The following is a 20338-nucleotide window of genomic DNA, read 5'->3' as shown; positions in this document are numbered from 1 at the left end:
GGGCAGGACGGCCGGGGCTCAGGCCAGAAACCGCCGCCGGTGCATGGTGAGGTGCCAGGCGGCGAAGCCGGCCAGGGCGAAACCGAAGGTCAGGTGGGCGGCCTTGGTGTCGGCCAGGCCCGTGGCCACGGCTCCGGCCATGCAGGTGGCCAAGCCGATCTTCTGGGTGCGGCGCTTGAGCTGGGCCGGAGTCATGCGTTTTTTGGCCGGTTTGGCCGGCGCGGCCGAGGCCAAGGCTTCGGCGTGGGTGGCGGCCAGGGCCTCGGCCATGGCCACGAGGTCGCTGGTGGCCACGGACGCGTCATGGCTGACGAGCACGCTGCCAGTGCGGGGATTGGCCTCTATCTCGGTGATGCCGGGCATGGCGGCGAGTTGGCTGGTGACGATTTCAAGCAGTTCCGGATCGGACAGGGCCGGATGCCGGAACCGGATGCGGCCTTCAATGCAGCTGGCTATCATGGCTGACGCCTCCGCTTGGCAGGTGTTTGGGGAGATAGGGCCGCAGGCTGGCCAGGGCGATGCCCACGGTGGCCAGATTGTGGGCCAGGGCCGAGACGCCCGGGGTGACGCGGCCGAAAAGCCCCAGGCCCAGGATCACGGAATTGATAAGGCAGATGGCTCGGAAGTTGGCATGCAGCCGGCCCATGAGGCCGGTGGCGATGTCGCGCAGGGCCACCACGCTTTGCAGGCTGCCCTCGGCCAGCAGGATGTCGGCCGCGGCCTGGGCGATGTCCGCACCGTGGCGCGGGGCGATGCCGACATTGGCGGCAGACAGGGCCGGCGAATCGTTGATGCCGTCGCCGACCATGGCCACCACGTGGCCGGCCTCGCGCAGCTCCCGCACGATGCGGGTCTTGTCCTCGGGCAGCACCTGGGCATGGTAGTCGGTGATGCCCAGCTCCCGGGCCGCGATGGCGGCCGGGGCGGCGGCGTCGCCGGTGAGTATGACCAGACGCGTAACCCCCCGGTCGGTCAGTTCGCGCAGCACGCGCGGGGCTTCGGGAACGAGCGGGTCCTCGATGGCCAGCACGCCGGCCACTTCGTCGCCGATGGCCAGATAAAGGGTGGACAGGCCGGCCAGGCCCCGGGCTTCGATGGCCGCGTCGGCGGCGGCGATGTCGATGCCTTCGTCCTCGCCGATGAAGTGGCGGCTGCCCAGGCGCACCCGGTCCGTGCCGACCATGGAGGACAGGCCGTGGGCCAGGATGTAGTCCACCTCGGCGTGGAACTCCTGGTGGACGATGCCTTCCTTCTCGGCCTGGCGCACCACGGCCCGGGCCACCGGGTGGGGGAAGTGCTCCTCCAGGCAGGCGGCGAGCTTGAGGACATCGTGGCGGGTGTAGCCGTTTAAGGGTTCCACGGCGGCCACCCGGGGGCGGGCCTGGGTCAGCGTGCCGGTCTTGTCGAAGACAAAGGCGTCGGCCGAGGACACGCCTTCCAGGAACTTGCCGCCCTTGACCAGCACGCCGCCGGCAGCGGCCTCGCGCATGGCGGCCAGCACGGCCAGGGGGGCCGAGAGCTTTATGGCGCAGGAGAAGTCCACCAGCAGCACGGCCGAGGCCAGGCGCGGGTTGCGGGTGATCGCGAAGACCACGGCCGCGCCGAGCAGGGTCCAGGGCACCACGGCGTCGGCGAAGCGTTCGGCCAGATCCTGGGCCTTGGCCTTGTAGTTCTCCGATTCCTCGATGACTTCCACCATTTTTTGGATGCGGGTCTCGCCGCCGGATTTTTCCACCCGTACGACGATCTCGCCTTCCTCGACCACCGTGCCGGCAAAGACCGTATGCCCCACGCGCTTGTGGGCGGGCAGGGGTTCGCCGGTCATGGAGGCCTGGTTCACCATGGCCTCGCCCTCGGCCACCACGCCGTCCACGGGAATGGCGTTGCCCATGGTGACGATGGCCAGATCGCCGGGCACGACTTCCGAGGCGGCCACGCGCACCGGGCCGTCCTGGCGGCGCACCCAGACGGCGTCGAAGGAGGCGGCCAGGGTTTCGGCCAGGCTCTCACGGGAGCGCTTGCGGGTGTAGCTTTCGAGCACCTCGCCAAGCCCCAGCAGCAGGGCGATGCCGGTGGCGGCCCGGTAGTCCTTGCGGGCAATGGACACGCCGATGGCCAGGGCGTCGAGGACCTCGACGTTGAGCTTGCCGCGCACAAGCGCCCCCAGGCCGCGCTTGATGAAGGGCCAGACGCGCTTGATAAGAAACAGCGGCCGAAAGGCCGGCGGCAACGCGGCGCGTAGCAGGAACATCCCGGCCTCGCGGGCCATGGCCTGCAAGGGCGAGGGGGGATTGTCCCCGGCCTCGGCCGGGAGGTTGACGGCCTTGGCGAGTTTGTCGCCGGCCTTGGCCAGGGCGACCTTGCCGAGCCGTACGGCCCGGACCGCCTTGCCCCGGCGTCGGGGCGCGGGGGTGAGCATGGCCGATTTGGCCGAGTCGCCGTTTTTGGTCATGGCCAAAAGGGCCAGCCGCACCGGGTCTCCGCTGTAAAGAACCAGCAGGCCGAGGGTCCGAGGCGAGGGGATCACCTCGGCCACGCCGGACAAAGATACGGCGGCGGCGGCCAGGGCCGGAGCCTGCGCCGAAAAGGCTTCGGCGCAGGCGAACCGCAGCCGCATCCGACCCGGTATATCGTGGACAATGGCGCAGTGCGTCATGCGTTGAAACTCCACCCGGCAAGGGGGTCTTTAGGCCGTTTCGCCTTCGGCCACGGATTTGCCCTCCCGGGATTCCTTGGCGTGTTTGGCTTCGGCCATGAGGTCGTCGAGGTTTTCCTTGGCCCGCTCCAGAACCGTGGCGGTCTTTTCCTTGAGGTCCATGCCGTGGGACAGCAGGTCGGCCATGGCCGGACGGATCGAGAATTTGCCTTTGCCAAGGGCCACCGCGCCCAGGGCGCCGATGGCGACTCCAGCGGCCAGGAACAGTCCGTTTTTCAGATAATCGTTCATGGGTGCGTCTCCTTCCTTAAGTGGGTTGCGTTGTGGACGGCATCTCCGTTCCTATCCCGCAATGTGACAATTCGGTAACAATCGCAAGCCGAAAAGTAGTGGTACTGATGTTGATTCTCGTTGTCAATAAATAAAAACAGTGTTTCCGCTGTTTCACCGATTTGGCCAAGGCGAAAAAAAATGCCGGCGAAGCGCGCTTCGCCGGCATTTGGTATTGAAAATTAGTATCTTAGTAAGCTTCTTCGTAGTCCAGGTCGGCCTTGGTCACGGGGTGGCTGAAGGTGCGCATGGTCCAGATCTGGTAGGCGATGACGATGGGCACGAAGACCAGGGCCACGCCGAGCATGATGGCCAGCGTCATGGGCGTGGACGAGGAGTTCTGGATGGTCAGGGAATAGGCCGGATTGAGGCTCGACGGCAGCAGGGCCGGGAAGATGCCGACCACGCCGAAAAGGGCGGCCGAGCCGATGAGCACGGCCGAAGCGCCCCAGGAAGCCAGGATGCGGCCGGCCTTGCGGTAGGTCATGGTCAGGACCAGTCCGGCCACGGCCACCAGCAGGATGATAAACAGCAGCGGATTGACCAGGTAGTTGGCGAAGAGCTGGGTCATCATAAGGCTCATGACCAGGAACAGCACCACCAGCCCGGCCACCACCGGCCAGAGCTTGCCGGCCAGGGCCACGGCCCGGTCATGGATGTCGCCTTCGGACTTGAACGCCAGCCACAGCGCGCCGTGGTGGGCGAACAGGGCGACGAAGAGCAGGCCGCCGGCCAGACCGTAGGGGTTAAGGAGCGTTAAGAGGTTGCCGTGCAGGATGCCGTCCTGGTCGATGGGGATGCCCTTGAAGATGTTGGCAAAGGCCACGCCAAGGAGCAAGGCCGGCAGGAAGCTGCCCAGGAAGTTGCAGGTGTCCCAGAGCTTGCGCCAGCCCGGGCTGTCGATCTTGGAGCGGAATTCAAAGGACACGCCTCGCAAAATGAGCGCGAACAGCAGCAGCATCAGCGGCGTGTAGAGCGCCGAGAACATGACGGCGTAGGTCTTGGGGAAAGCGGCGAAGGTCACGCCGCCGGCGGTGATGAGCCACACTTCGTTGCCGTCCCAGAAGGGACCCATGGCGTTGTACATGATGCGTTTTTCTTCGTTGGACTTGGCGAAAAACGGCATGATGCTGCCGATGCCGAGGTCGAATCCGTCCAGGATGAAATAGACGGCCCAAAGCACGCCCCACAGGATAAACCAGATGGTTCCGAGATCCATGGTCTGTCTCCTTCGATTAGCAACCGGCCGGGCCGGGTTGAGTCAGTCGCATTGCCATGACGCGGTGGTGTCCGGGCCTAGTGCGGTTCGGAGCGGGCGTACTTGGCCAGCAGATAGATATCCAGCGACGCCAGCAGGATGTAGACCACGAAGAAGGCGGCCAGGCTGATGCCGACCTGATGGGCGGCAATGGGGGAGACGGCGTCCTTGGTCCGCATGATGCCGTAGACGATCCAGGGCTGGCGGCCGACCTCGGCCACGGCCCAGCCGGCCTGGAGCGCGATGTAGGGCAGGGGGATGGTCCACAGGAAAACCTTCAAGAGCTTATGGGAGGCTTCCTCGGGATGGTGGCGGGCAATAAAGGCCAGCACGGCCAGGATCAGCATGGCCGTTCCCAGGCCCACCATGATGCGGAAGGCGGAGAAGGTGAGCGTGACGGGCGGACGGTCTTCGGCCGGGAAGTCCTTGAGGCCCTTCACTTCGGCGGCGGGGTCGTTGAAGGCCATGAGGCTCAGTAAGCTCGGGATGCCGCCGATCTCGATGCTGTTTTTCTCATTGTCCGGATCGGGCACGGCAAAGAGGTACATGGGGGCGTTTTTCTGGGTCTCCCAATGGGATTCCATGGCCGCCAGCTTGGCCGGCTGGACTTCGGCCACGATGTTGCCCTGGCGGTGGCCCACGGCGGCCACGAGCAGGGTGGAAACCAGGGCGAAGCCGGCGGCGATGCGGAAGGACTTGGTGAAGAAGTCCACATGCTGCTTGCGCAGCAGATGCCAGGCGGACACGCCGATCACGAAAAAGCCGGCCAGGGCCCAGGAGCCGGTGACGGTGTGGAGAAAGGCGTTCCAGCCGTAGGGGTTGGTGATGACCTCAAGAAAGCTCGACAGTTCGGCCCGGCCGTTGCGGATAACGTAGCCCACGGGGTGCTGCATGAAGCCGTTGGCCAGGATGATCCACAGGGCCGAGAAGTTGGCGGCGCAGGCCACCAGCCAGATGGACGTGCAGTGGAGTTTGGGCGAAAGCCGGTTCCAACCGAAGATCCACACGCCAAGAAAGGTGGATTCCAAGAAAAAGGCCGCCGTGGCTTCGATGGCTAAAAGCGACCCGAAAATATCGCCGACAAAGGTCGAATAGCGCGACCAGTTGGTACCGAACTGGAACTCCAGGGTGATGCCGGTGACCACGCCCAGGGCGAAGTTGATCAGAAACAGTTTGCCCCAGAACTTGGCCATGCGTTTGTAGGTTTCGTCCCCGGTGCGCACGTACTTGGTTTCCATCATGGCCACGATGATGGAAAGCCCAAGGGTGAGCGGGACGAAGATGAAGTGGATAAATGTCGCAAAGGCGAACTGCAGTCGGGAAAGCATCAAGGTGTCCATGATCTGTCTCCTTTTCCTCCGTGTTGACCGTCAAACCCGTTTCGCATTTTCCCGGCCGCAAGGCGCGGCAAGCCGGCGGTCGATTTCCACCTAGCACCGCCCCGGGAAAAATGCACCAACCCCCGTCAAAAAAACTCAACCATTCGAAGCGCGCGGCCCCTCACACGACTGCCCCCGGCAAGCGCACTTTTCCAAGGCCGCCAACTCGGCCAGGGTGGTGCTGCCCAGGGTGTCGCGCAATTGCCGCCGCGCCGTATCCCACACGTTATGCACGGAACAGATGGCCTGCCTGTCGCAGCTGCCGGGCCGCTGGATGCAATCATTTAAAAAGATCTCGCCGTCGATGGCCTCGATGACGGCCAGCAGGGTGATGTCCTGGGGCCGGCGGGCCAGTTCGTAGCCTCCCAGAGAACCCTGGCGGATGCTGATGACCCCGGCCTTGGCCAATTGCTGGGCGACCTTGCCCAGGAACTGGGCCGGAATGTCCATGGCCTCGGCGATTTCCTTGCGCCCAATGAGCGTCCGGTCCTGGTGCATGGCCAGGTACAGGACACAGCGGATGGCGTACTCGCCGGCTCGGGTCAAACGCATGAAACGCCTCTCTTGTGGATTAATCGGAGCTGATTGATCCTATATAAAAGCCCGCCCGCCCTGTCAACGAATAACCCGCCGATCTGGAGGACTTTTTACGCGCCGCCGGCGGCGCGGACCAGGTCCGGGGCGTGGCGGTCGAGCATCCATCGGGCGATGCTGGCCTTGGGCGGCAGCACGGCCGGCGGGCGGCGGGCGGAAAACCAGCCCGCGTCCTCAAGCTCGGTGCGGTCGACCACGAGTTCGCCGCCGACGCAGTCCGCCGCGAACGCGGCCATGATCTGGCTGGGGAAGGGCCAGTTCTGGCTGCCGAGGTAGCGGATGCCGGCCACGGCCAGCCCGGTTTCCTCGGCCACTTCCCTGACCACGCACTCCTCGAAGGATTCGGAGAATTCCACGAACCCGGCCACCAATCCGTACTGGCCGGCCGGCCAGCCGGCCTTGCGCACCAGCAGATAGTCGTCGCCGCGCGAAATCAGGACAATGACGGCCGGATGGATGCGCGGATAGTATTCCCGGGCGCAGGCCGTGCAGCGCGCCCCGAATCCGCCGGGGATGCCGGCCGGGGCGCCTCCGCAGGCCGGGCAGATGCGGCTGCGGTCGCGCCAGTGGAGCACCTGCCGGGCCAGGCCGGCCAGGGTGAGAAGTCGCTCGTCGAGCAGCGGCGAGCGGTAGGAGGCGGTGATGGGAGCCAAGCCGGCCGGCAGGGCCGCTTCGGGTTCCAGACGGGCGGCCCGCAGGGGGCGGCCGTTTAAGAAGCCGACCAGCACCGGCGGCACGGCAAAGGGGCCGGGGACCGGCAACAGGCCGTCGGGCAGGGCCAAACTGCCCTCGGTCAGCACCAGGGCGTTTTCGCGCAGCACGATCCAGCAACCGGGTTCGCCCGGCCGGTCCTGGTCGGGCGAACCCGGGGCGAATTCGGGACTCAGGGCGGCCCGGGAAAAGGGGAGCAGGTTCAGGTCGGGCTTGGGCATGGGCGTCTCGCGGGTTTGGCCGGCGGCAGTCCTGGCGTCGACGTTGCCGGCCACGATACGCCGGGCCGGGGCGTTTGGCTATCCCCGGCCGGCTTTTGCCGCCCGGCCAGACCCCATGCTCTCGCTTCGCCATGGCTTGACGCGCCCCGGCCGGCCCTGGCACTCCCGGGCATGACCCTGCGCCCTGCCGGCGCGAAGGAGCCCCCTCATGCGAAATCCCCTTGCCGACGCCGAAGCCATCTTTCGGGCCGGACTCGACCGGGTCGATCCCCTGGCCATGATGCAGCGTGTGTTGACGCTCACGGGCGACACCCTGCGCGTGACCACCGAAACCGAGTGCCACGTCTACGACCTGGCCCGCTACCGGCGCATCTACGTTCTGGGCATGGGCAAGGCCTCGGGCCGCATGGCCCTTGGGCTGGAGCGCCTGCTCGGCGAGCGGATTACGGCCGGGGTGGTGGCCGTCAAGGAAGGCTACCTGGAAACGCTCTCGCGCATCCGGCTCCTGGAGGCGGCCCATCCCGTGCCCGACGCCCGGGGCGAGGCGGCGGCCCGGGAAGTCCTGGCCATGGCGCGGGAAGCCGGCCCGGACGATCTGGTCATCGTTTTGGTCTCGGGCGGCGGTTCGGCCATTCTCGCCGCCCCCCTGGACCTGCCCGGCCTGCCCCTGACGCTGGCCGACAAGCAGGCCGCCACCCGGGCGCTTTTGGCCTGCGGCGCGTCCATCCACGAAATCAACTGCGTGCGCAAAAAGCTTTCGGCCGTCAAAGGCGGGCGGCTGGCCGCGGCCATCGCCCCGGCCGACTGCCTGGGGCTGCTTTTATCCGACGTGGTCGGCGACGACCTCGACGTCATCGCCAGCGGCCCGACCGTGCCGGATTCCACCTGCGGGGCCGACGCCCTGGCCGTGGTCGAGCGCTACGGCGTGGGGGAGAGAATCGGGAAAAACGTCCTGGCCGTGCTCTCGGCCGTGGCCGACGGACGCGCCCCGGAAACGCCCAAGGCCGGGGACCCGGTGTTCGAGCATGTGCGCACGGTGCTTATCGGCACCAATTACCAGGCCTTGCTGGCCGCCCGGGACAAGGCCGCCGCCCTGGGCTACGCCACCCTGGTCCTGACCTCGCATCTGGCCGGCGAATCGCGCGAGATGGCCAACCTGTTTCTCGGCGTGGCCAAGGACATCGCCGAATACGCCATACCGCTGCCCCGGCCGGCCTGCCTCATTGCCGGCGGCGAGACCACCGTGACCCTGCGCGGCCCGGGCAAGGGCGGGCGCAACCAGGAAATGGCCCTGGCCTTTCTGGCCGGGCTGGCCGGGGAACCCCGCAACGCCGAGGAGGCCGTGTTCCTGGCCGCCTCCACCGACGGTTCCGACGGCCCCACCGACGCCACCGGGGCCTTCGCCAGCCTGGCCATCCTGCGCGAAGGCCAGAACCTGGGTCTTGATGCCCGGGCCTATCTGGCGGCCAACGACGCCTACCACTATTTCGAGGCCGTGGGCCGGCTGCTCAAGACCGGCCCCACCAACACCAACGTCTGCGACGTCAAGGTGTTGCTGGTGCCCTAGGGCCGTGTCCTCGAAACGCGCCTTTGACGTTATCGCGGTCGAGACGTGAAAATGGCGCGGAGGTTGCAAATCCCCTTGCGGATGGAGTAGCCTTTGTGACTGCGCGGGGCCGGGCCGTTTTGGGACCGCGCGTCACGACTGGCCCGGCCGCCGTGGCCGAGCCGCAACCGCTGGGGGAACCCTTTGCCCTTCGCCTCAAGACAGGGAGCCATCACCTGGCTTCGCGCCCTTGACCTGGCCCTGGCCGCGCTGTCGCTTGTTGTCGCGGCGGCGGTCTCCACGGCCTTTTCCCCGGAAACGGCCAGCGCCGCCCATCTGCACCTGGACCCGGGAAGCCTTGGCCTGCTGCTTGGCGTCCTGGCCGCCACGTTGGTCATTTTTCCGTTTTTCGGCGTCTATACCGAGACCGCCCTGTATGACCGCCGCCTGGCCGTCAAACAGGTGGTCAAGTCCGTCACCGGCGTGGTCATGGCCTTGCTTTTAGGCGCGGCCGCCCTGCGTCCGCCCCTGGCCACGCCGGTTTTCCTGGCCGCTTTTTGGCTGATGGCGGCGCTGGGCTGCGTGGCGTCGCGCCTGGCTCTGCGCCGGCTGCTGTTTATGGGCGAGGCCCAGGGGCTGTTGCGCCGTCGGGTGCTGGTGGCTGGAACCGGGGAGCGGGCCCAGGAGATCGCCCGGGAGATGCTGGCCCATCCCGAACAGGGCCGGCGCTTCATGGGCTTCGTGGCCGACGGCTGGGAAGTAGCTCCAGCCGGCTCCCAGCCCGAGGCGGCGCATTTGGTCTGCCGCTTCGACGATCTGGCTGATTATTTGCGCGAGCATGTGGTGGACGAGGTGGTGATCTGCCTGCCGCTTGCGCAGTTAAGCCGCCTGGGCACGGGGCTGGTCACGGCCTGCGAGGCCCAGGGCGTCACGGCCACGGTGGTGGCGAGGCTTTTTGACCTCAACAACCCCGGCAGCCGGCCGGGCAGCCATGGCGGCGAGGTGGTGGCCACCTTGTCGAGCAGCCTGGCCGACGAACGCGAGCGCATTCTCAAGCGTTTCCTGGACGTGTCCGTGTCGCTGACCGCCCTGGTCGCCCTGTCGCCGCTTCTGGCCCTGACCTGGGCTTTGGTGCGGCTGACTTCGCCTGGTCCGGCCATTTTCGCCCAGGAGCGGGTGGGGCTGGGAAAGCGGCGGTTCATGTTCTACAAGTTCCGCACCATGGTGGAGAACGCCCCGGACATGCAGGAGGCGCTTGAGGCCCAAAACGAGATGGACGGGGCGCTGTTCAAAATCAAAAATGACCCGCGCGTCACGCCTCTGGGCCGGCTGCTGCGGCGCACAAGCATCGACGAACTGCCCCAGCTCATAAACGTCCTTCGCGGTGACATGAGCCTGGTCGGCCCCCGGCCGCTGCCCCTTCGCGACGTGGAGCGCATCGAAAAGACCTGGCCGCGCCGGCGCTTTGGCGTCAAGCCCGGCATCACCTGCCTGTGGCAGATCAGCGGGCGCAATGCCACGAGCTTCGAGCGCATGATGGAGCTGGACATCGAGTACGTGGACACCTGGTCGGTGGCCTTGGACCTCAAGATTTTGCTGCGCACCATTCCGGTGGTGTGCAGCATGCGTGGGGCCTACTGAGGGCGGGGACGGGCCGGCCCAGGCAGATGTGGGAGCCGGGACGGCCGCCCGGGAGAGGGCAGGGCGGCCGGCTTCAGTCGAGGATCACCACTTCGAGGGTTTGCACGCCGAAATCCACGGCCTGGCGTTTGTTGGGCAGGCACAGATCCAACCGGCCGGCATGGCGGGGGTGCATGAGGTCTTCCACCACCCGCACGCCCACGCCTTCGATATAGACCTTGCGACCCAGGAGCCGACGCAGGTCGCGGGAGACGGCGACCGTGCGCCCGGCCCGCACCGGCGCGCCCGAGGCCGAAAGCTGCGGCCCGTCGTCGTCGAGGCATTCCGGGCAGTAGGCCGTGGCCGTCAGGCGCAGCCGGCGGCGCTCCTCGGGATCGATGGCGAAAAGTCCGGCGGCCATGGCCGCCTCGGACCGGGCCATGGCCGCGTCCTGGGCCATGAGCACGGTTTCGTGGCGCAGCTCGCCCGTGGCCCGGCGCAGCCAGTCGCCGGCCTGGGTGAGCGCCAGGGCCGACACGGCCAGGGCGGCCGTGGCCGCCGCCATGCAAAGGCCCCCCTTGATGGGCGGCGTTGCGGTGGTCGTTTTTTCGTCGTCAGCCATGCAAACTCCGTTTCGCCGCCGGGCGGCTTGCCCGGCCGGCCGGCCTCGCCTATAGTGTCGCCACTGCGGCGACAGGGGATACTTGCACCATGCGCATTTTAAAGCCGTTTAAAAAAAGCGGAAAAACGGGGCCGGCCTTCTGGCTCCTGGCCTTGGGACTCCTGGCCTCGCCGGTCGTCGTCGCCGGGTTCGCCGGCTATCAGCTGTTCCTCAAGGACGCCGAAAAGCCGCAAGTGACGCTTTCGCCCCAGGCCGAGGCCGCCTCGCTCAAGCGTCCCTTCGTGGTCACCGCCTCCGACGACCAGTCCGGCATCCGGTCGCTCACCGTCACCGTGGCCCAGGGCCAGCGCCGGGCCGACGTGCTGCGCCGGGTCTACGATCCGCCCCGCGACCAGGTCAGCGAACGCTTCAGCCTGGAGCATTCGGAACTGCGCGGCGGGGCCTTCGAAATCCAGATCGCCGCCCACGACGGCTCCCACGCCAACCTCGGGGCCGGCAACGCCGCCCGGGTCAACAAGCGGATGCTGCTTGACCCCGTGCCGCCCACCATCAAGGCCTTGACCCCGGCGCACTACATGCGCCAGGGCGGAGCCGGGCTGGTCGTCTATGAAGTAAATAAAGACGTGGCGCGCAGCGGCGTGATGGTGGGGGATCGGTTCTTTCCGGGCTACAAGCAAAAAAGCGGCCAATATGCCTGCCTGTTCGCCTTCCCCAGCGACCTCGATGCCGAGGCCTACAAGCCCAGGCTCTTTGTGGAGGACGCCGCCGGCAACGAAAAAACCGGATTTTTCGTCAATATGGCCATCAAACGGCGGTTTCGCGAGGAGCGGGTGGAGATCACCGACGATTTCCTGGCCGCCCGGCTGCCGGCCTTCGCCGGACTGTTTCCCCAGGAGCGCGATCCGGTGGAACGATTTAAAAAGTTAAACACCGAGTTGCGCCGGCAAAACGCCGCTTTCATCGGGTCGCTGTCGGCCAAGTCCGGCCCCGAGCCCTTGTGGGACGGCGGCTTCATCTACCTGCCCCGGTCCGTGGTGCGCGGGTCCTTCGGGGCCGACCGCATCTATACCTACAAGGGCCAGGAGATCGGCCGTGAATTAAGCGACGGCATCGGCCTGGCGTCGGTTCCGGGAGCGCAAGTCCCGGCCGCCAACGCCGGGGACGTGGTCTTTGCCGGGCCTCTGGGCGTCTACGGCAACACCGTGGTCATGGACCACGGCCTGAGCCTTCTGACGGTCTACGCCAACCTCGGCTCCATCGCCGTCAAGGTCGGCGACGTGCTCAAAAAGGGCGAACTCGTGGGCACGACCGGAACCACGGGCCTGACCCCGGGCGATCAGGTGCATTTTGCGGTCTACCTCTCGGGCCAGCCCGTCATTCCCATCGAATGGTGGGACGGGCATTGGATCGAGGACAACGTGACCGCCAAACTGCGGCGCTACGCCGCCGAGACCCCGCAGCCGTAACGGGCGGGATGTCTCCCAACCCGCGCCGGGCCGGTTTTCCGGCTGGGGGCGGCCGCCGGGAAGCGCCGGGAGCGATCGTCGAGTCCGCTTGCCCCCTTGGACCGTTCCCGAGCCGTCGGGGACGGGACTGGGGCAGGGTGCGGGCAACGGTGACGGACGCATCCGCCGCCGACCGGCCGGGGACGTCCGTCATGGATCGAAAACCGCTGGTTCCGCTGGCCTTTTTCCTGTTCGCCGGTCTGCTTTTCGTGTTGCGGGAGGTTGTCCCGTCGCCGCATTTTCCGCTTTTGGGCAACATGCGCCAGGGCGGCCGGACCGATCCCCGGGCTGTGGGCGGCCCGGACCTGCGCGCTCCGGCCGAGGCCCCCATTCCCAAGCGTTACGTCGACGCCTGCCGCGGCGAGGCCGCCCGGCGCATGGCCCGGCCCGACTGGCCAACCCTTGACCGCGATGGCCGCGAGGCGGCACTAGTCCAGCTCCTGGCCCTGTGTGGGGCCGACGCCGAGTTTTGGACCATGCCCGAACACCGGCAACGGCGAGTGGCCCGGCAGTTCGCGGCCCATTTTCTGGACCCCGGGCCGCCGGGGCCGCCGGCGGCCGGGCGGCCGGTTGACAAATGACCGGCTCCCTTTCTATTTTCCTTTTTTGTTTAAATTTTCCCAAGAGGAGCCCAGGCGCATGGAAAAGACGGTATTTTGGATCGAGGGCGACGGCATCGGCCCGGACGTGTGGAAGGCCGGGCGGCCGGTTCTCGACGCCGCCGTGGACAAGGCTTACGGCGGAGCCCGAAAGCTCGTGTGGAAGGAACTGCTCGCCGGTGAGAAGGCCTTCAAGGAAGTCGGGGAATACCTGCCCCAGGCCACCGTCGAGGCCCTGACCACGGCCGAGCTGGCCTTCAAGGGACCGCTGGGCACGCCGGTCGGCGGCGGTTTCCGCAGCTTAAACGTCACCCTGCGCCAGGTGCTCGACCTCTACGCCTGCATCCGGCCCATCCGCTATTTCCAGGGCATCGAATCGCCGGTCAAGCGCCCGGATCTCGTGGACATGATCATCTTCCGTGAGAACACCGAGGACGTCTACGCCGGCATCGAGTACGCCACCGGCACGCCCGAGGCCAAGCGGCTCATCGCGTTCCTGCGCGACGAACTCGGAGCCAAGGTGGACGAGACCGCCGGCATCGGCATCAAGCCCATCACCCCGGCCGGCTCCAAGCGGCTGGTGCGCAAGGCCATCCAGCACGCCGTGGACCACAAAAAGCCCAGCGTCACCCTGGTCCACAAGGGCAACATCATGAAATACACCGAAGGCGCGTTCCGGGCCTTCGGCTACGAAGTGGCCGCCCAGGAATTCGCCGCCCAGTGCATGACCGAGCAGGACGCGGCGGCCGGCGGGACCAAGCCCATCGTGGTGAAAGACCGCATCGCCGACAACATGTTCCAGGTGGCGCTCATGCGGCCCCAGGATTATTCCGTCATCGCCACCACGAATTTAAACGGCGACTACATCTCCGACGCCCTGGCCGCCCAGGTCGGCGGGCTGGGCCTGGCTCCGGGCGTCAACATGTCCGAGAAGCTGGCCTTTTTCGAGCCCACCCACGGCACCGCCCCGGGCATCGCCGGCAAGGACAAGGCCAACCCCGGCAGCCTGATCCTGAGCGGCGCCATGCTGCTGGAGCACCTCGGCTGGCACGAGGCCGCCAAACTCATCCATGACTCCATGGACAAGACCATCTCCGAGAAAAAGGTCACCGTGGATCTGGCCGACCAGATTCCGGGCGCGACCACCATCGGCTGCGCCGCCTTTGGCGAACTGCTGGCCAAAAACCTGTAGTTCTTCCTTTCGATTCCATGGCAACGCCGTCACGTCGTCGTGACGCGGCGGCGTTGCCCCTTGAAAAAAATCGGAAATCCGCAATAGTGGTTCCGCCCGGCCCGGGATGGCCCAGCCGCCCGGGAACGGCGCGCGATTTTTTTTGCCAGCGCGCCTCCCTGGTCCACGCCTCGTGGCGTGGGACGCATTGCATTTTCGTCAACCAGGTAGCTGCCATCCCTTGCAAAAAGGGAAAAAGGGGGCGCGATGGCCGTTGTCGGCGTGGATACCGGCGGCACGTTTACCGATGTCATCTGCTGGACGGACGACGGTTTTGCCGTGGTCAAACTGCCGTCGAGCCCGGACAATCCGGCCCGGGCCGTGCTTTCGGGCCTTGCCCGGCTGGCTGTCCCGGCCCGGCGCGTCATGCACGGCTCCACCGTGGCCACCAACGCCCTGCTCGAACGCCGGGGCGCGGTCACGGCCTTCGTCACCAACCAGGGCTTTGAGGACATCATCGCCATCGGCCGCCAGAACCGGCCCGAGCTGTACGATCTGGCCAGCCGCAAGGAACCGTGTCTGGTGCCCGAGGCCTTGCGCTTCGGCGCGCCCGGGCGGGTGAGCGCCGAGGGCAAGGTCATCGAGGAGCTTTCCGCCGAGGCCGTCCGCGAGCTTACGGCCCGGGTGGCCGCCTCGGGAGCCGAGTCCGTGGCCGTGTGCCTGCTTTTTTCGTTCCTCAAGCCCGAGCATGAGCTGCTTCTTGGCGAGGCCCTGGCCGAGGCCGGGCTGTCGGTGTCGCTGTCCTCGGACATCCTGGCCGAATTTCGCGAATACGAGCGGGCCGCCACCACCGTGGCCAACGCCTACGTGGCCCCGGTCATGGCCGGCTATCTCGGCGATCTGGCCGCTGGCCTGCCCGAGGGAGCCGAGCTTTGCGTCATGCAGTCGAGCGGCGGCCTGATCCGGGCCGAGACCGCCCGGCGCGAACCGGTGCGCACGGTGCTGTCCGGCCCGGCCGGCGGCGTGGTCGCGGGACTGGCCATGGGCAAGGCCGCCGGCTTTGACCGGCTCATCACCTTCGACATGGGCGGCACCTCCACCGACGTGTCGCTGCTCGACGGCGCGCTGTCCATGGCCGCCGAGACCGAGCTGGCCGGGTTGCCCATAAAAACGCCCATGCTCGACATCCATACCGTGGGCGCGGGCGGCGGCTCCCTGGCCCGCCTCGACGCCGGCGGGGCCTTGGTCGTTGGCCCCGAGAGCGCCGGAGCCGTGCCCGGCCCGGCCTGCTACGGCAAAGGCGACGGGCTCACCGTCACCGACGCCAACTTGTTTTTGGGCCGGCTGTCCCCGGACCATTTCCTGGGCGGCCAGATGCCGCTTTTCCCCGACCGCTTGCCGGAACTCTTTACGGCCCTGGGCGCGGCCGGCGGCCTGACCGCCGTGGAGGCGGCCGAGGGGGTCGTCGCCGTGGCCGAGGCGGCCATGGAGCGGGCCATCCGGGTCATTTCCGTGGAACGCGGCCACGATCCGGCCGATTTCGCCTTGCTGTCCTACGGCGGGGCCGGCGGGCTGCACGCCGTGTCCCTGGCCCGGCTCCTTGGCGTCAAGACGGTGGTCGTGCCGCGCCATCCGGGCCTTTTTTCGGCCCTGGGGATGCTTTTCGCAGACATCGTGCGCGATTTTTCCGAGACGGTCATGGCCGCTTCGGACAAGACCGATCTCATCGAGGTGGCCGGGCTTTTCGGCAATCTCGAAACCCGGGCGCGCCAGGTCATGGCCGAGGAAGCCCCGGGCGCGCGCATGGTCCTGGAACGCCAGCTCGACATGCGCTACCAGGGCCAGTCCCATGAGCTGCCCATCCGCTTCGTGGCCGACCCGTTTTTGGCCTTCCACAACCGCCACGAGGCCGTCTTCGGCTTCAAGCATCCCAAGGCGGTCATCGAGATCGTGACGCTGCGCATCCGCGCCCGGGTCATCACCGACAAGCCGCAGTTCACCGAGGCCGAGCGGTTGGTGGCGGGCGTGCCGGCCGAGGCCATGCTGGGCTGGAAACCCCTGGTTTGGCAGGGCGCGGAGCAGGCGGCCATGTGGTACGACCGCGACAAACTGCTGCCCGGCAACACCTTGTCCGGCCCGGCCCTGGTGGCCGAGACCTCGGCCACCACCTTCCTGCCGCCAGGGGTGGCTGCCGAGGTGGACGGGTTCGGGAATCTGGTCATCAGCGTGGACGGCGGGCGGGCCGCGACGGCGTGACGCTCGTCATCGGCACGCCGTGCTTCGGCGGCATGGTCACGGTGCCGTACATGCTCGCCATGATGGGCGTAAAGGACGTGCTCAACCGGGCCAGGACGCCGTTTCGGCTGCTCACCCCCTGCCACGAGAGCCTCATCACCCGGGCGCGAAACTCCATCGCGAGTGCCGTGTTGCGCGACGAATCGGCCACGCATCTGCTGTTTATCGACGCCGACATCGCCTTCGAGCCGCTGCTCGTGCCGCATCTGCTCGGTTCGGGCAAGGACGTGGTCTGCGGCGTCTATCCGGTCAAGGGACTCGCCCTAGACCGGGTCATGGCCCAGCCGGCCGGCACGCCGCCGGCCGCGGCCGAGGCGGCCAGCCTGGATTATGCCGTGAAGCTCAAACCCGGTTGCCAGGTGGACGGGCAAGGGTTTCTGGAAGTGGAGTACGCGGCCACGGGGTTCATGCTGATAAGGCGCGAAGTGCTGGTAAAGTTGGCGGCGGCCTACCCGGAACTGCACTACGGCTTTGCCTGCACCAACGAACCGGCGGCGGACAATTTCGCGTTTTTCGACACCATGATCGACCCCGAGACGCGCAACTATCTTCCCGAGGATTATGCGTTTTGCAAACGCTGGTGCGACATCGGCGGGAAAGTCCATGTGAGCGTGGCGGGCAAGCTCACCCATGTGGGGAGTAGGGCGTATAGTGGGGATTTTTCGGCCTATCTGGCGCGCCAGGGCGCGCGCCGCAACGGTTGACGGGACGGAGCAGCCATGAACATCACCCCGATCACCCTCGAAGTCTTCAAGAACAAATTCGCTTCCGTGGCCGAGGAAATGGGCGTCGCCCTGACCCGGACCGCCTATTCGCCGAATATCAAGGAACGCCGCGACTTCTCCTGCGCCGTGTTCGATTCCGGCGGCGACATGATCGCCCAGGCCGCCCATATCCCCGTGCACCTCGGCTCCATGCCGCTGTCCGTGCGCGCCGCCATCGACGCCATCGACCTCGGGCCGGGCGACATGGTCATGCTCAACGATCCCTTCCGGGGCGGCACCCATCTGCCCGACATCACCCTGGTCGCGCCCGTCCATGCCGGCGGCGACTCACCCTTATTTTACGTGGCCTGCCGCGCCCACCACGCCGACGTCGGCGGCATGGCCGCCGGCTCCATGCCGCTGTCCACCTCCATCTTTCAGGAAGGCCTCGTCATACCGCCGGTCAAGATCGTGGCCGAAGGCGAGATCGTCCAGGGCGTCATGGACCTGTTTTTGGCCAACGTGCGCACGCCCCAGGAGCGCCAGGGCGACTTCGCCGCCCAGATCATGGCCAACCGCACCGGCATCGCCCGGCTGACCGCGCTGGCCGCCGCTTACGGCCGCGAACGGCTGGCCGCCATGGGTACCGCGCTGCTCGATTACGCCGAACGCCTCATGCAAGCCGCCATCGAGGCCATCCCCGACGGAACCTATGAAGCGGCCGACAGCCTGGACAACGACGGGGCCGGAACCAACGAACCGACCCTGCGCCTGACGCTTACCGTCGAAGGCGGCCGGGCCGAACTCGATTTTTCCCGCAGCGATCCGCAAACGCCCGGCTGCATAAACGCCGTGCGGGCCATTGTCGTGTCCGCCGCGCTCTATGTGTTCCGCGCCCTGGCCGGCCAGGCCGTGCCGGCCAACGCCGGCTGCCTGCGGCCCATCGACGTCACGACCAAGGCCGGAACCCTCGTCGACGCCCGTTTCCCGGCCGCCGTGGCCGGCGGCAACGTCGAGACCTCCCAGCGTCTGGTGGACGTCATCCTGCTGGCCCTGTCCCGGGCCCTGCCCGACCGCATACCGGCCGCCTCCCAGGGCACCATGAACAATCTGGCCATGGGCGGCGTCGATCCGCGAAGCGGCAAACCCTTCACCTACTACGAGACGTTGGCCGGCGGGGCCGGAGCCGATGCGGCCGGCCCGGGACAATCGGCCGTCCACTCCCACATGACCAACACCCTCAACACTCCGGTGGAGGCCCTGGAATACGCCTACCCCATCCGCGTGACGCGCTATGCCCTGCGTCAGGGTTCCGGCGGTCCGGGGCGGCATGTGGGCGGCGAGGGGCTGGTGCGCGAGATCGAGGCCCTGGGTCCCATGGAGGCCACGGTCCTCTCCGACCGGCGGCTGCGCGGCCCCTGGGGCCTTTGCGGCGGCGGGGAAGGGGCGGCCGGCGTCAATGTGGTGACGCGCAGTACCGGCGGCATGGCCATGCCGGGCAAGTTCCATGTGCGGCTGCGGGCCGGGGACAGGCTGTGCATCCAGACGCCGGGCGGCGGCGGCTGGGGCGCGTCTTCCTGATTGCCTTTTGACGCCGCCTCGCCTATGCCCCCATGTTCCGGCGCGGTCCGCCGCCGCCGGTGGCGGGGCATTTTGCCCTTTTCATTTGGGGGTGCTTCCTGTAGCATGACCCATTTTGTATTCGCTTGCGATTTTTTCCAGAATACGACCGAAAATCCGCTGCGACGGCCCGCCCGCCAGCGAACATCTTGGAGGATGCCTTGGAATATACCGTTAATCAGCTTTCGCCTGTCAAAACGCAGGTCACCGTGTCCGTGCCGGCCGAAGAGGCCAACGCCGCCCTGGCTTCCGCCGTGGCCATGTTCCGCTCCCGGACCGACCTCAAGGGTTTCCGCAAGGGCAAGGTGCCGTCCAGCGTCGTCGAGCAGCGCTTCAAGAAAGAGATCGTCAGCGAAGCCACCACCGACCTCATCAACGTGCACATCAACGAGATCATGGGCGAACTCAAGCTGTCGCCGCTCTCCGGCCTGGACGTGAGCGAAGCGGCCCTGACCAAGGGCGAGCCCCTGGAATATACCTTCAGCTTCGAGCACGCCCCGGCCTTCGATCTGCCCGAATACAAGGGCCAGGCCGTGGAAGAGGAAGACGTCGTCGTCTCCGAGGCCGACATCGAATCCGTCATCGAGCGGGTGCGCAAGAATCTGGCCGAAGTGAAGCCGCTGAGCGACAATCGTCCGGCCAAGGACGGGGAAATCGTGTCCGTCACCTTCGAGGCCTTCGAGGACGGCAAGGCCATCCCCGGCGTTCGGGCCGAGAATTTCGAATTGACCCTGGGCGAAGGCCAGGCCCTGCCGGCCTTTGAAGAGTTGGTCAAGACCATCGCCTCGGGCAATGAAGGGGAAGGGGATGTCACCTTCCCGGCCGACTTCATCAATACCGAGCTGGCCGGCCGCACCGTCACCATGAAGGTGGCCGTCCACGTCATCAAGGAACGCACCCTGCCGCCGGTGGACGACGAGCTGGCCAAGAAGGCCGGCAACTTCGAAAACCTGGACAAGATGCGCGAAGCCATTACCATGTCCTACAAGAAGTCCCGCGAGGACCTGCACCGGTCCTCGGCCCAGAAGAAGCTGCTGGACAGCCTGCTGGCCACCCTGGACTTCCCGCTGCCGCCCGCCGTTGTGGAGCAGCAGCTCGGACAGATGGTCGAGGAATTCGTGGGGCAGCTGGAGCGCCGGGGCAAGAGCCTGGAGTCCACCGGCAAGACCCTGGCCGACATCCAGGGCGAGATGCGCCCGCGCGCCGAGGAACTGGTCAAGACCCAGATCTTCCTCTCCGCCGTGGCCCTGAAGGAAGAATTGACCGTCACTCCCCAGGAGATGGACGCGTTCTTCTACCGCCTCTCGACCCAGGCCGGCCAGGACGTCATCATGCTCAAGCGCTACTATGAGGACAACGGCCTCATGATCATGGTGCGCGACAAGCTGCTGTGCGACAAGGCGGCGGACCTGATCTACGCCAACGCCCTGGTGACCAAGGTCGCCCCGGTCGAAAAGCCGGCCGGCGAGGAAGCCCAGGACTAGACGGAGCGGGACCGCTTCTTGCA

The 20338-nt window shown here is 66.9% G+C and carries 17 protein-coding genes; 9 read left to right on the top strand and 8 right to left on the bottom strand.

The features are described from left to right. Positions 1-18 precede the first annotated feature (18 nt). The 7 genes from DMR_RS13615 to nudC form a co-directional block, all read right to left on the bottom strand. The gene (locus DMR_RS13615; protein WP_015861490.1) at positions 19-459 is read right to left on the bottom strand and encodes an HMA2 domain-containing protein; all 441 of its coding nucleotides are present in this window, start codon (positions 457-459) and stop codon (positions 19-21) included. Beyond that, positions 440-2656, bottom strand: a complete 2217-nt coding sequence (locus DMR_RS13610; protein WP_043600692.1) for a heavy metal translocating P-type ATPase — start codon at positions 2654-2656, stop codon at positions 440-442. The genes DMR_RS13615 and DMR_RS13610 overlap by 20 nt, the downstream gene beginning before the upstream one ends. A 30-nt stretch (positions 2657-2686) precedes the next feature. Further along, on the bottom strand, positions 2687-2947 hold the full coding sequence (locus DMR_RS13605; RefSeq protein WP_015861488.1) for a hypothetical protein: 261 nt from the start codon (positions 2945-2947) through the stop codon (positions 2687-2689). A gap of 229 nt (positions 2948-3176) precedes the next feature. Then, on the bottom strand, positions 3177-4205 hold the full coding sequence (gene cydB, locus DMR_RS13600; protein WP_015861487.1) for a cytochrome d ubiquinol oxidase subunit II: 1029 nt from the start codon (positions 4203-4205) through the stop codon (positions 3177-3179). A 77-nt stretch (positions 4206-4282) separates the two neighbouring features. Next, positions 4283-5584 carry a cytochrome ubiquinol oxidase subunit I gene (locus tag DMR_RS13595; RefSeq protein WP_015861486.1) on the bottom strand — a complete coding sequence of 434 codons (1302 nt, stop codon included), beginning with the start codon at positions 5582-5584 and terminating at the stop codon, positions 4283-4285. Positions 5585-5719: 135 nt separating this feature from the next. Further along, positions 5720-6175 (bottom strand): RrF2 family transcriptional regulator, encoded by a 456-nt coding sequence (locus DMR_RS13590; RefSeq protein WP_015861485.1) that lies wholly within the window; start codon positions 6173-6175, stop codon positions 5720-5722. Between the two features lie 95 nt (positions 6176-6270). Continuing rightward, complete coding sequence (gene nudC, locus DMR_RS13585; protein WP_015861484.1) at positions 6271-7203, bottom strand: NAD(+) diphosphatase; 933 nt, start codon at positions 7201-7203, stop codon at positions 6271-6273. A gap of 154 nt (positions 7204-7357) precedes the next feature. Between nudC and DMR_RS13580 the strand changes: the two genes are divergently transcribed. Both DMR_RS13580 and DMR_RS13575 read left to right on the top strand, forming a co-directional pair. Beyond that, the gene (locus tag DMR_RS13580; RefSeq protein ID WP_015861483.1) at positions 7358-8716 is read left to right on the top strand and encodes a glycerate kinase type-2 family protein; all 1359 of its coding nucleotides are present in this window, start codon (positions 7358-7360) and stop codon (positions 8714-8716) included. A gap of 183 nt (positions 8717-8899) precedes the next feature. Next, positions 8900-10336 (top strand): sugar transferase, encoded by a 1437-nt coding sequence (locus DMR_RS13575; protein WP_015861482.1) that lies wholly within the window; start codon positions 8900-8902, stop codon positions 10334-10336. Between the two features lie 73 nt (positions 10337-10409). Here the strand turns inward: DMR_RS13575 and DMR_RS13570 are convergent, their stop codons facing one another. Beyond that, entirely contained in the window at positions 10410-10937 is a 528-nt protein-coding gene (locus DMR_RS13570) for a 3D domain-containing protein (RefSeq protein ID WP_015861481.1), read from the bottom strand. Positions 10938-11026: 89 nt separating this feature from the next. Here DMR_RS13570 and DMR_RS13565 point away from each other — a divergent pair, with 89 nt between their 5' ends. From DMR_RS13565 to tig, 7 genes are all read left to right on the top strand, one after another. Then, positions 11027-12403 carry a murein hydrolase activator EnvC family protein gene (locus DMR_RS13565; RefSeq protein WP_015861480.1) on the top strand — a complete coding sequence of 459 codons (1377 nt, stop codon included), beginning with the start codon at positions 11027-11029 and terminating at the stop codon, positions 12401-12403. 191 nt (positions 12404-12594) lie between these two features. Further along, positions 12595-13023, top strand: coding sequence for a hypothetical protein (locus DMR_RS13560; RefSeq protein ID WP_015861479.1), 429 nt, complete (start codon positions 12595-12597; stop codon positions 13021-13023). A gap of 58 nt (positions 13024-13081) precedes the next feature. Continuing rightward, positions 13082-14233: an NADP-dependent isocitrate dehydrogenase gene (gene icd / locus DMR_RS13555; protein ID WP_015861478.1), complete on the top strand. Its 1152-nt coding sequence runs from the start codon at positions 13082-13084 to the stop codon at positions 14231-14233. 246 nt (positions 14234-14479) lie between these two features. Further along, positions 14480-16468 (top strand): hydantoinase/oxoprolinase family protein, encoded by a 1989-nt coding sequence (locus DMR_RS13550; RefSeq protein ID WP_015861477.1) that lies wholly within the window; start codon positions 14480-14482, stop codon positions 16466-16468. Beyond that, entirely contained in the window at positions 16465-17211 is a 747-nt protein-coding gene (locus DMR_RS13545) for a hypothetical protein (RefSeq protein WP_015861476.1), read from the top strand. The genes DMR_RS13550 and DMR_RS13545 overlap by 4 nt, the downstream gene beginning before the upstream one ends. Positions 17212-17226: 15 nt before the next feature. Then, positions 17227-18792, top strand: coding sequence for a hydantoinase B/oxoprolinase family protein (locus DMR_RS13540; RefSeq protein WP_015861475.1), 1566 nt, complete (start codon positions 17227-17229; stop codon positions 18790-18792). A gap of 200 nt (positions 18793-18992) precedes the next feature. After that, positions 18993-20315 (top strand): trigger factor, encoded by a 1323-nt coding sequence (gene tig / locus DMR_RS13535; RefSeq protein WP_015861474.1) that lies wholly within the window; start codon positions 18993-18995, stop codon positions 20313-20315. Positions 20316-20338: the final 23 nt, after the last annotated feature.

Origin of the sequence: Solidesulfovibrio magneticus RS-1, from assembly GCF_000010665.1 — a bacterium.
Lineage (GTDB): Bacteria > Desulfobacterota > Desulfovibrionia > Desulfovibrionales > Desulfovibrionaceae > Solidesulfovibrio > Solidesulfovibrio magneticus.
Note: the sequence above shows the minus strand (reverse complement) of the source record. Positions and strands in the feature narration are given on the sequence as shown.

Bases quoted from the DNA above. Each gene is read 5' to 3' on its own strand.
- DMR_RS13565 (WP_015861480.1), top strand. From the start codon at position 11,027: ATGCGCATTTTAAAGCCGTTTAAAAAAAGCGGAAAAACGGGGCCGGCC.
- DMR_RS13605 (WP_015861488.1), bottom strand. From the start codon at position 2,947: ATGAACGATTATCTGAAAAACGGACTGTTCCTGGCCGCTGGAGTCGCC.
- DMR_RS13595 (WP_015861486.1), bottom strand. From the start codon at position 5,584: ATGGACACCTTGATGCTTTCCCGACTGCAGTTCGCCTTTGCGACATTT.
- DMR_RS13615 (WP_015861490.1), bottom strand. From the start codon at position 459: ATGATAGCCAGCTGCATTGAAGGCCGCATCCGGTTCCGGCATCCGGCC.
- DMR_RS13550 (WP_015861477.1), top strand. From the start codon at position 14,480: ATGGCCGTTGTCGGCGTGGATACCGGCGGCACGTTTACCGATGTCATC.
- DMR_RS13560 (WP_015861479.1), top strand. From the start codon at position 12,595: ATGGATCGAAAACCGCTGGTTCCGCTGGCCTTTTTCCTGTTCGCCGGT.
- DMR_RS13540 (WP_015861475.1), top strand. From the start codon at position 17,227: ATGAACATCACCCCGATCACCCTCGAAGTCTTCAAGAACAAATTCGCT.
- DMR_RS13590 (WP_015861485.1), bottom strand. From the start codon at position 6,175: ATGCGTTTGACCCGAGCCGGCGAGTACGCCATCCGCTGTGTCCTGTAC.
- icd (WP_015861478.1), top strand. From the start codon at position 13,082: ATGGAAAAGACGGTATTTTGGATCGAGGGCGACGGCATCGGCCCGGAC.
- DMR_RS13570 (WP_015861481.1), bottom strand. From the start codon at position 10,937: ATGGCTGACGACGAAAAAACGACCACCGCAACGCCGCCCATCAAGGGG.
- DMR_RS13610 (WP_043600692.1), bottom strand. From the start codon at position 2,656: ATGACGCACTGCGCCATTGTCCACGATATACCGGGTCGGATGCGGCTG.
- DMR_RS13580 (WP_015861483.1), top strand. From the start codon at position 7,358: ATGCGAAATCCCCTTGCCGACGCCGAAGCCATCTTTCGGGCCGGACTC.
- cydB (WP_015861487.1), bottom strand. From the start codon at position 4,205: ATGGATCTCGGAACCATCTGGTTTATCCTGTGGGGCGTGCTTTGGGCC.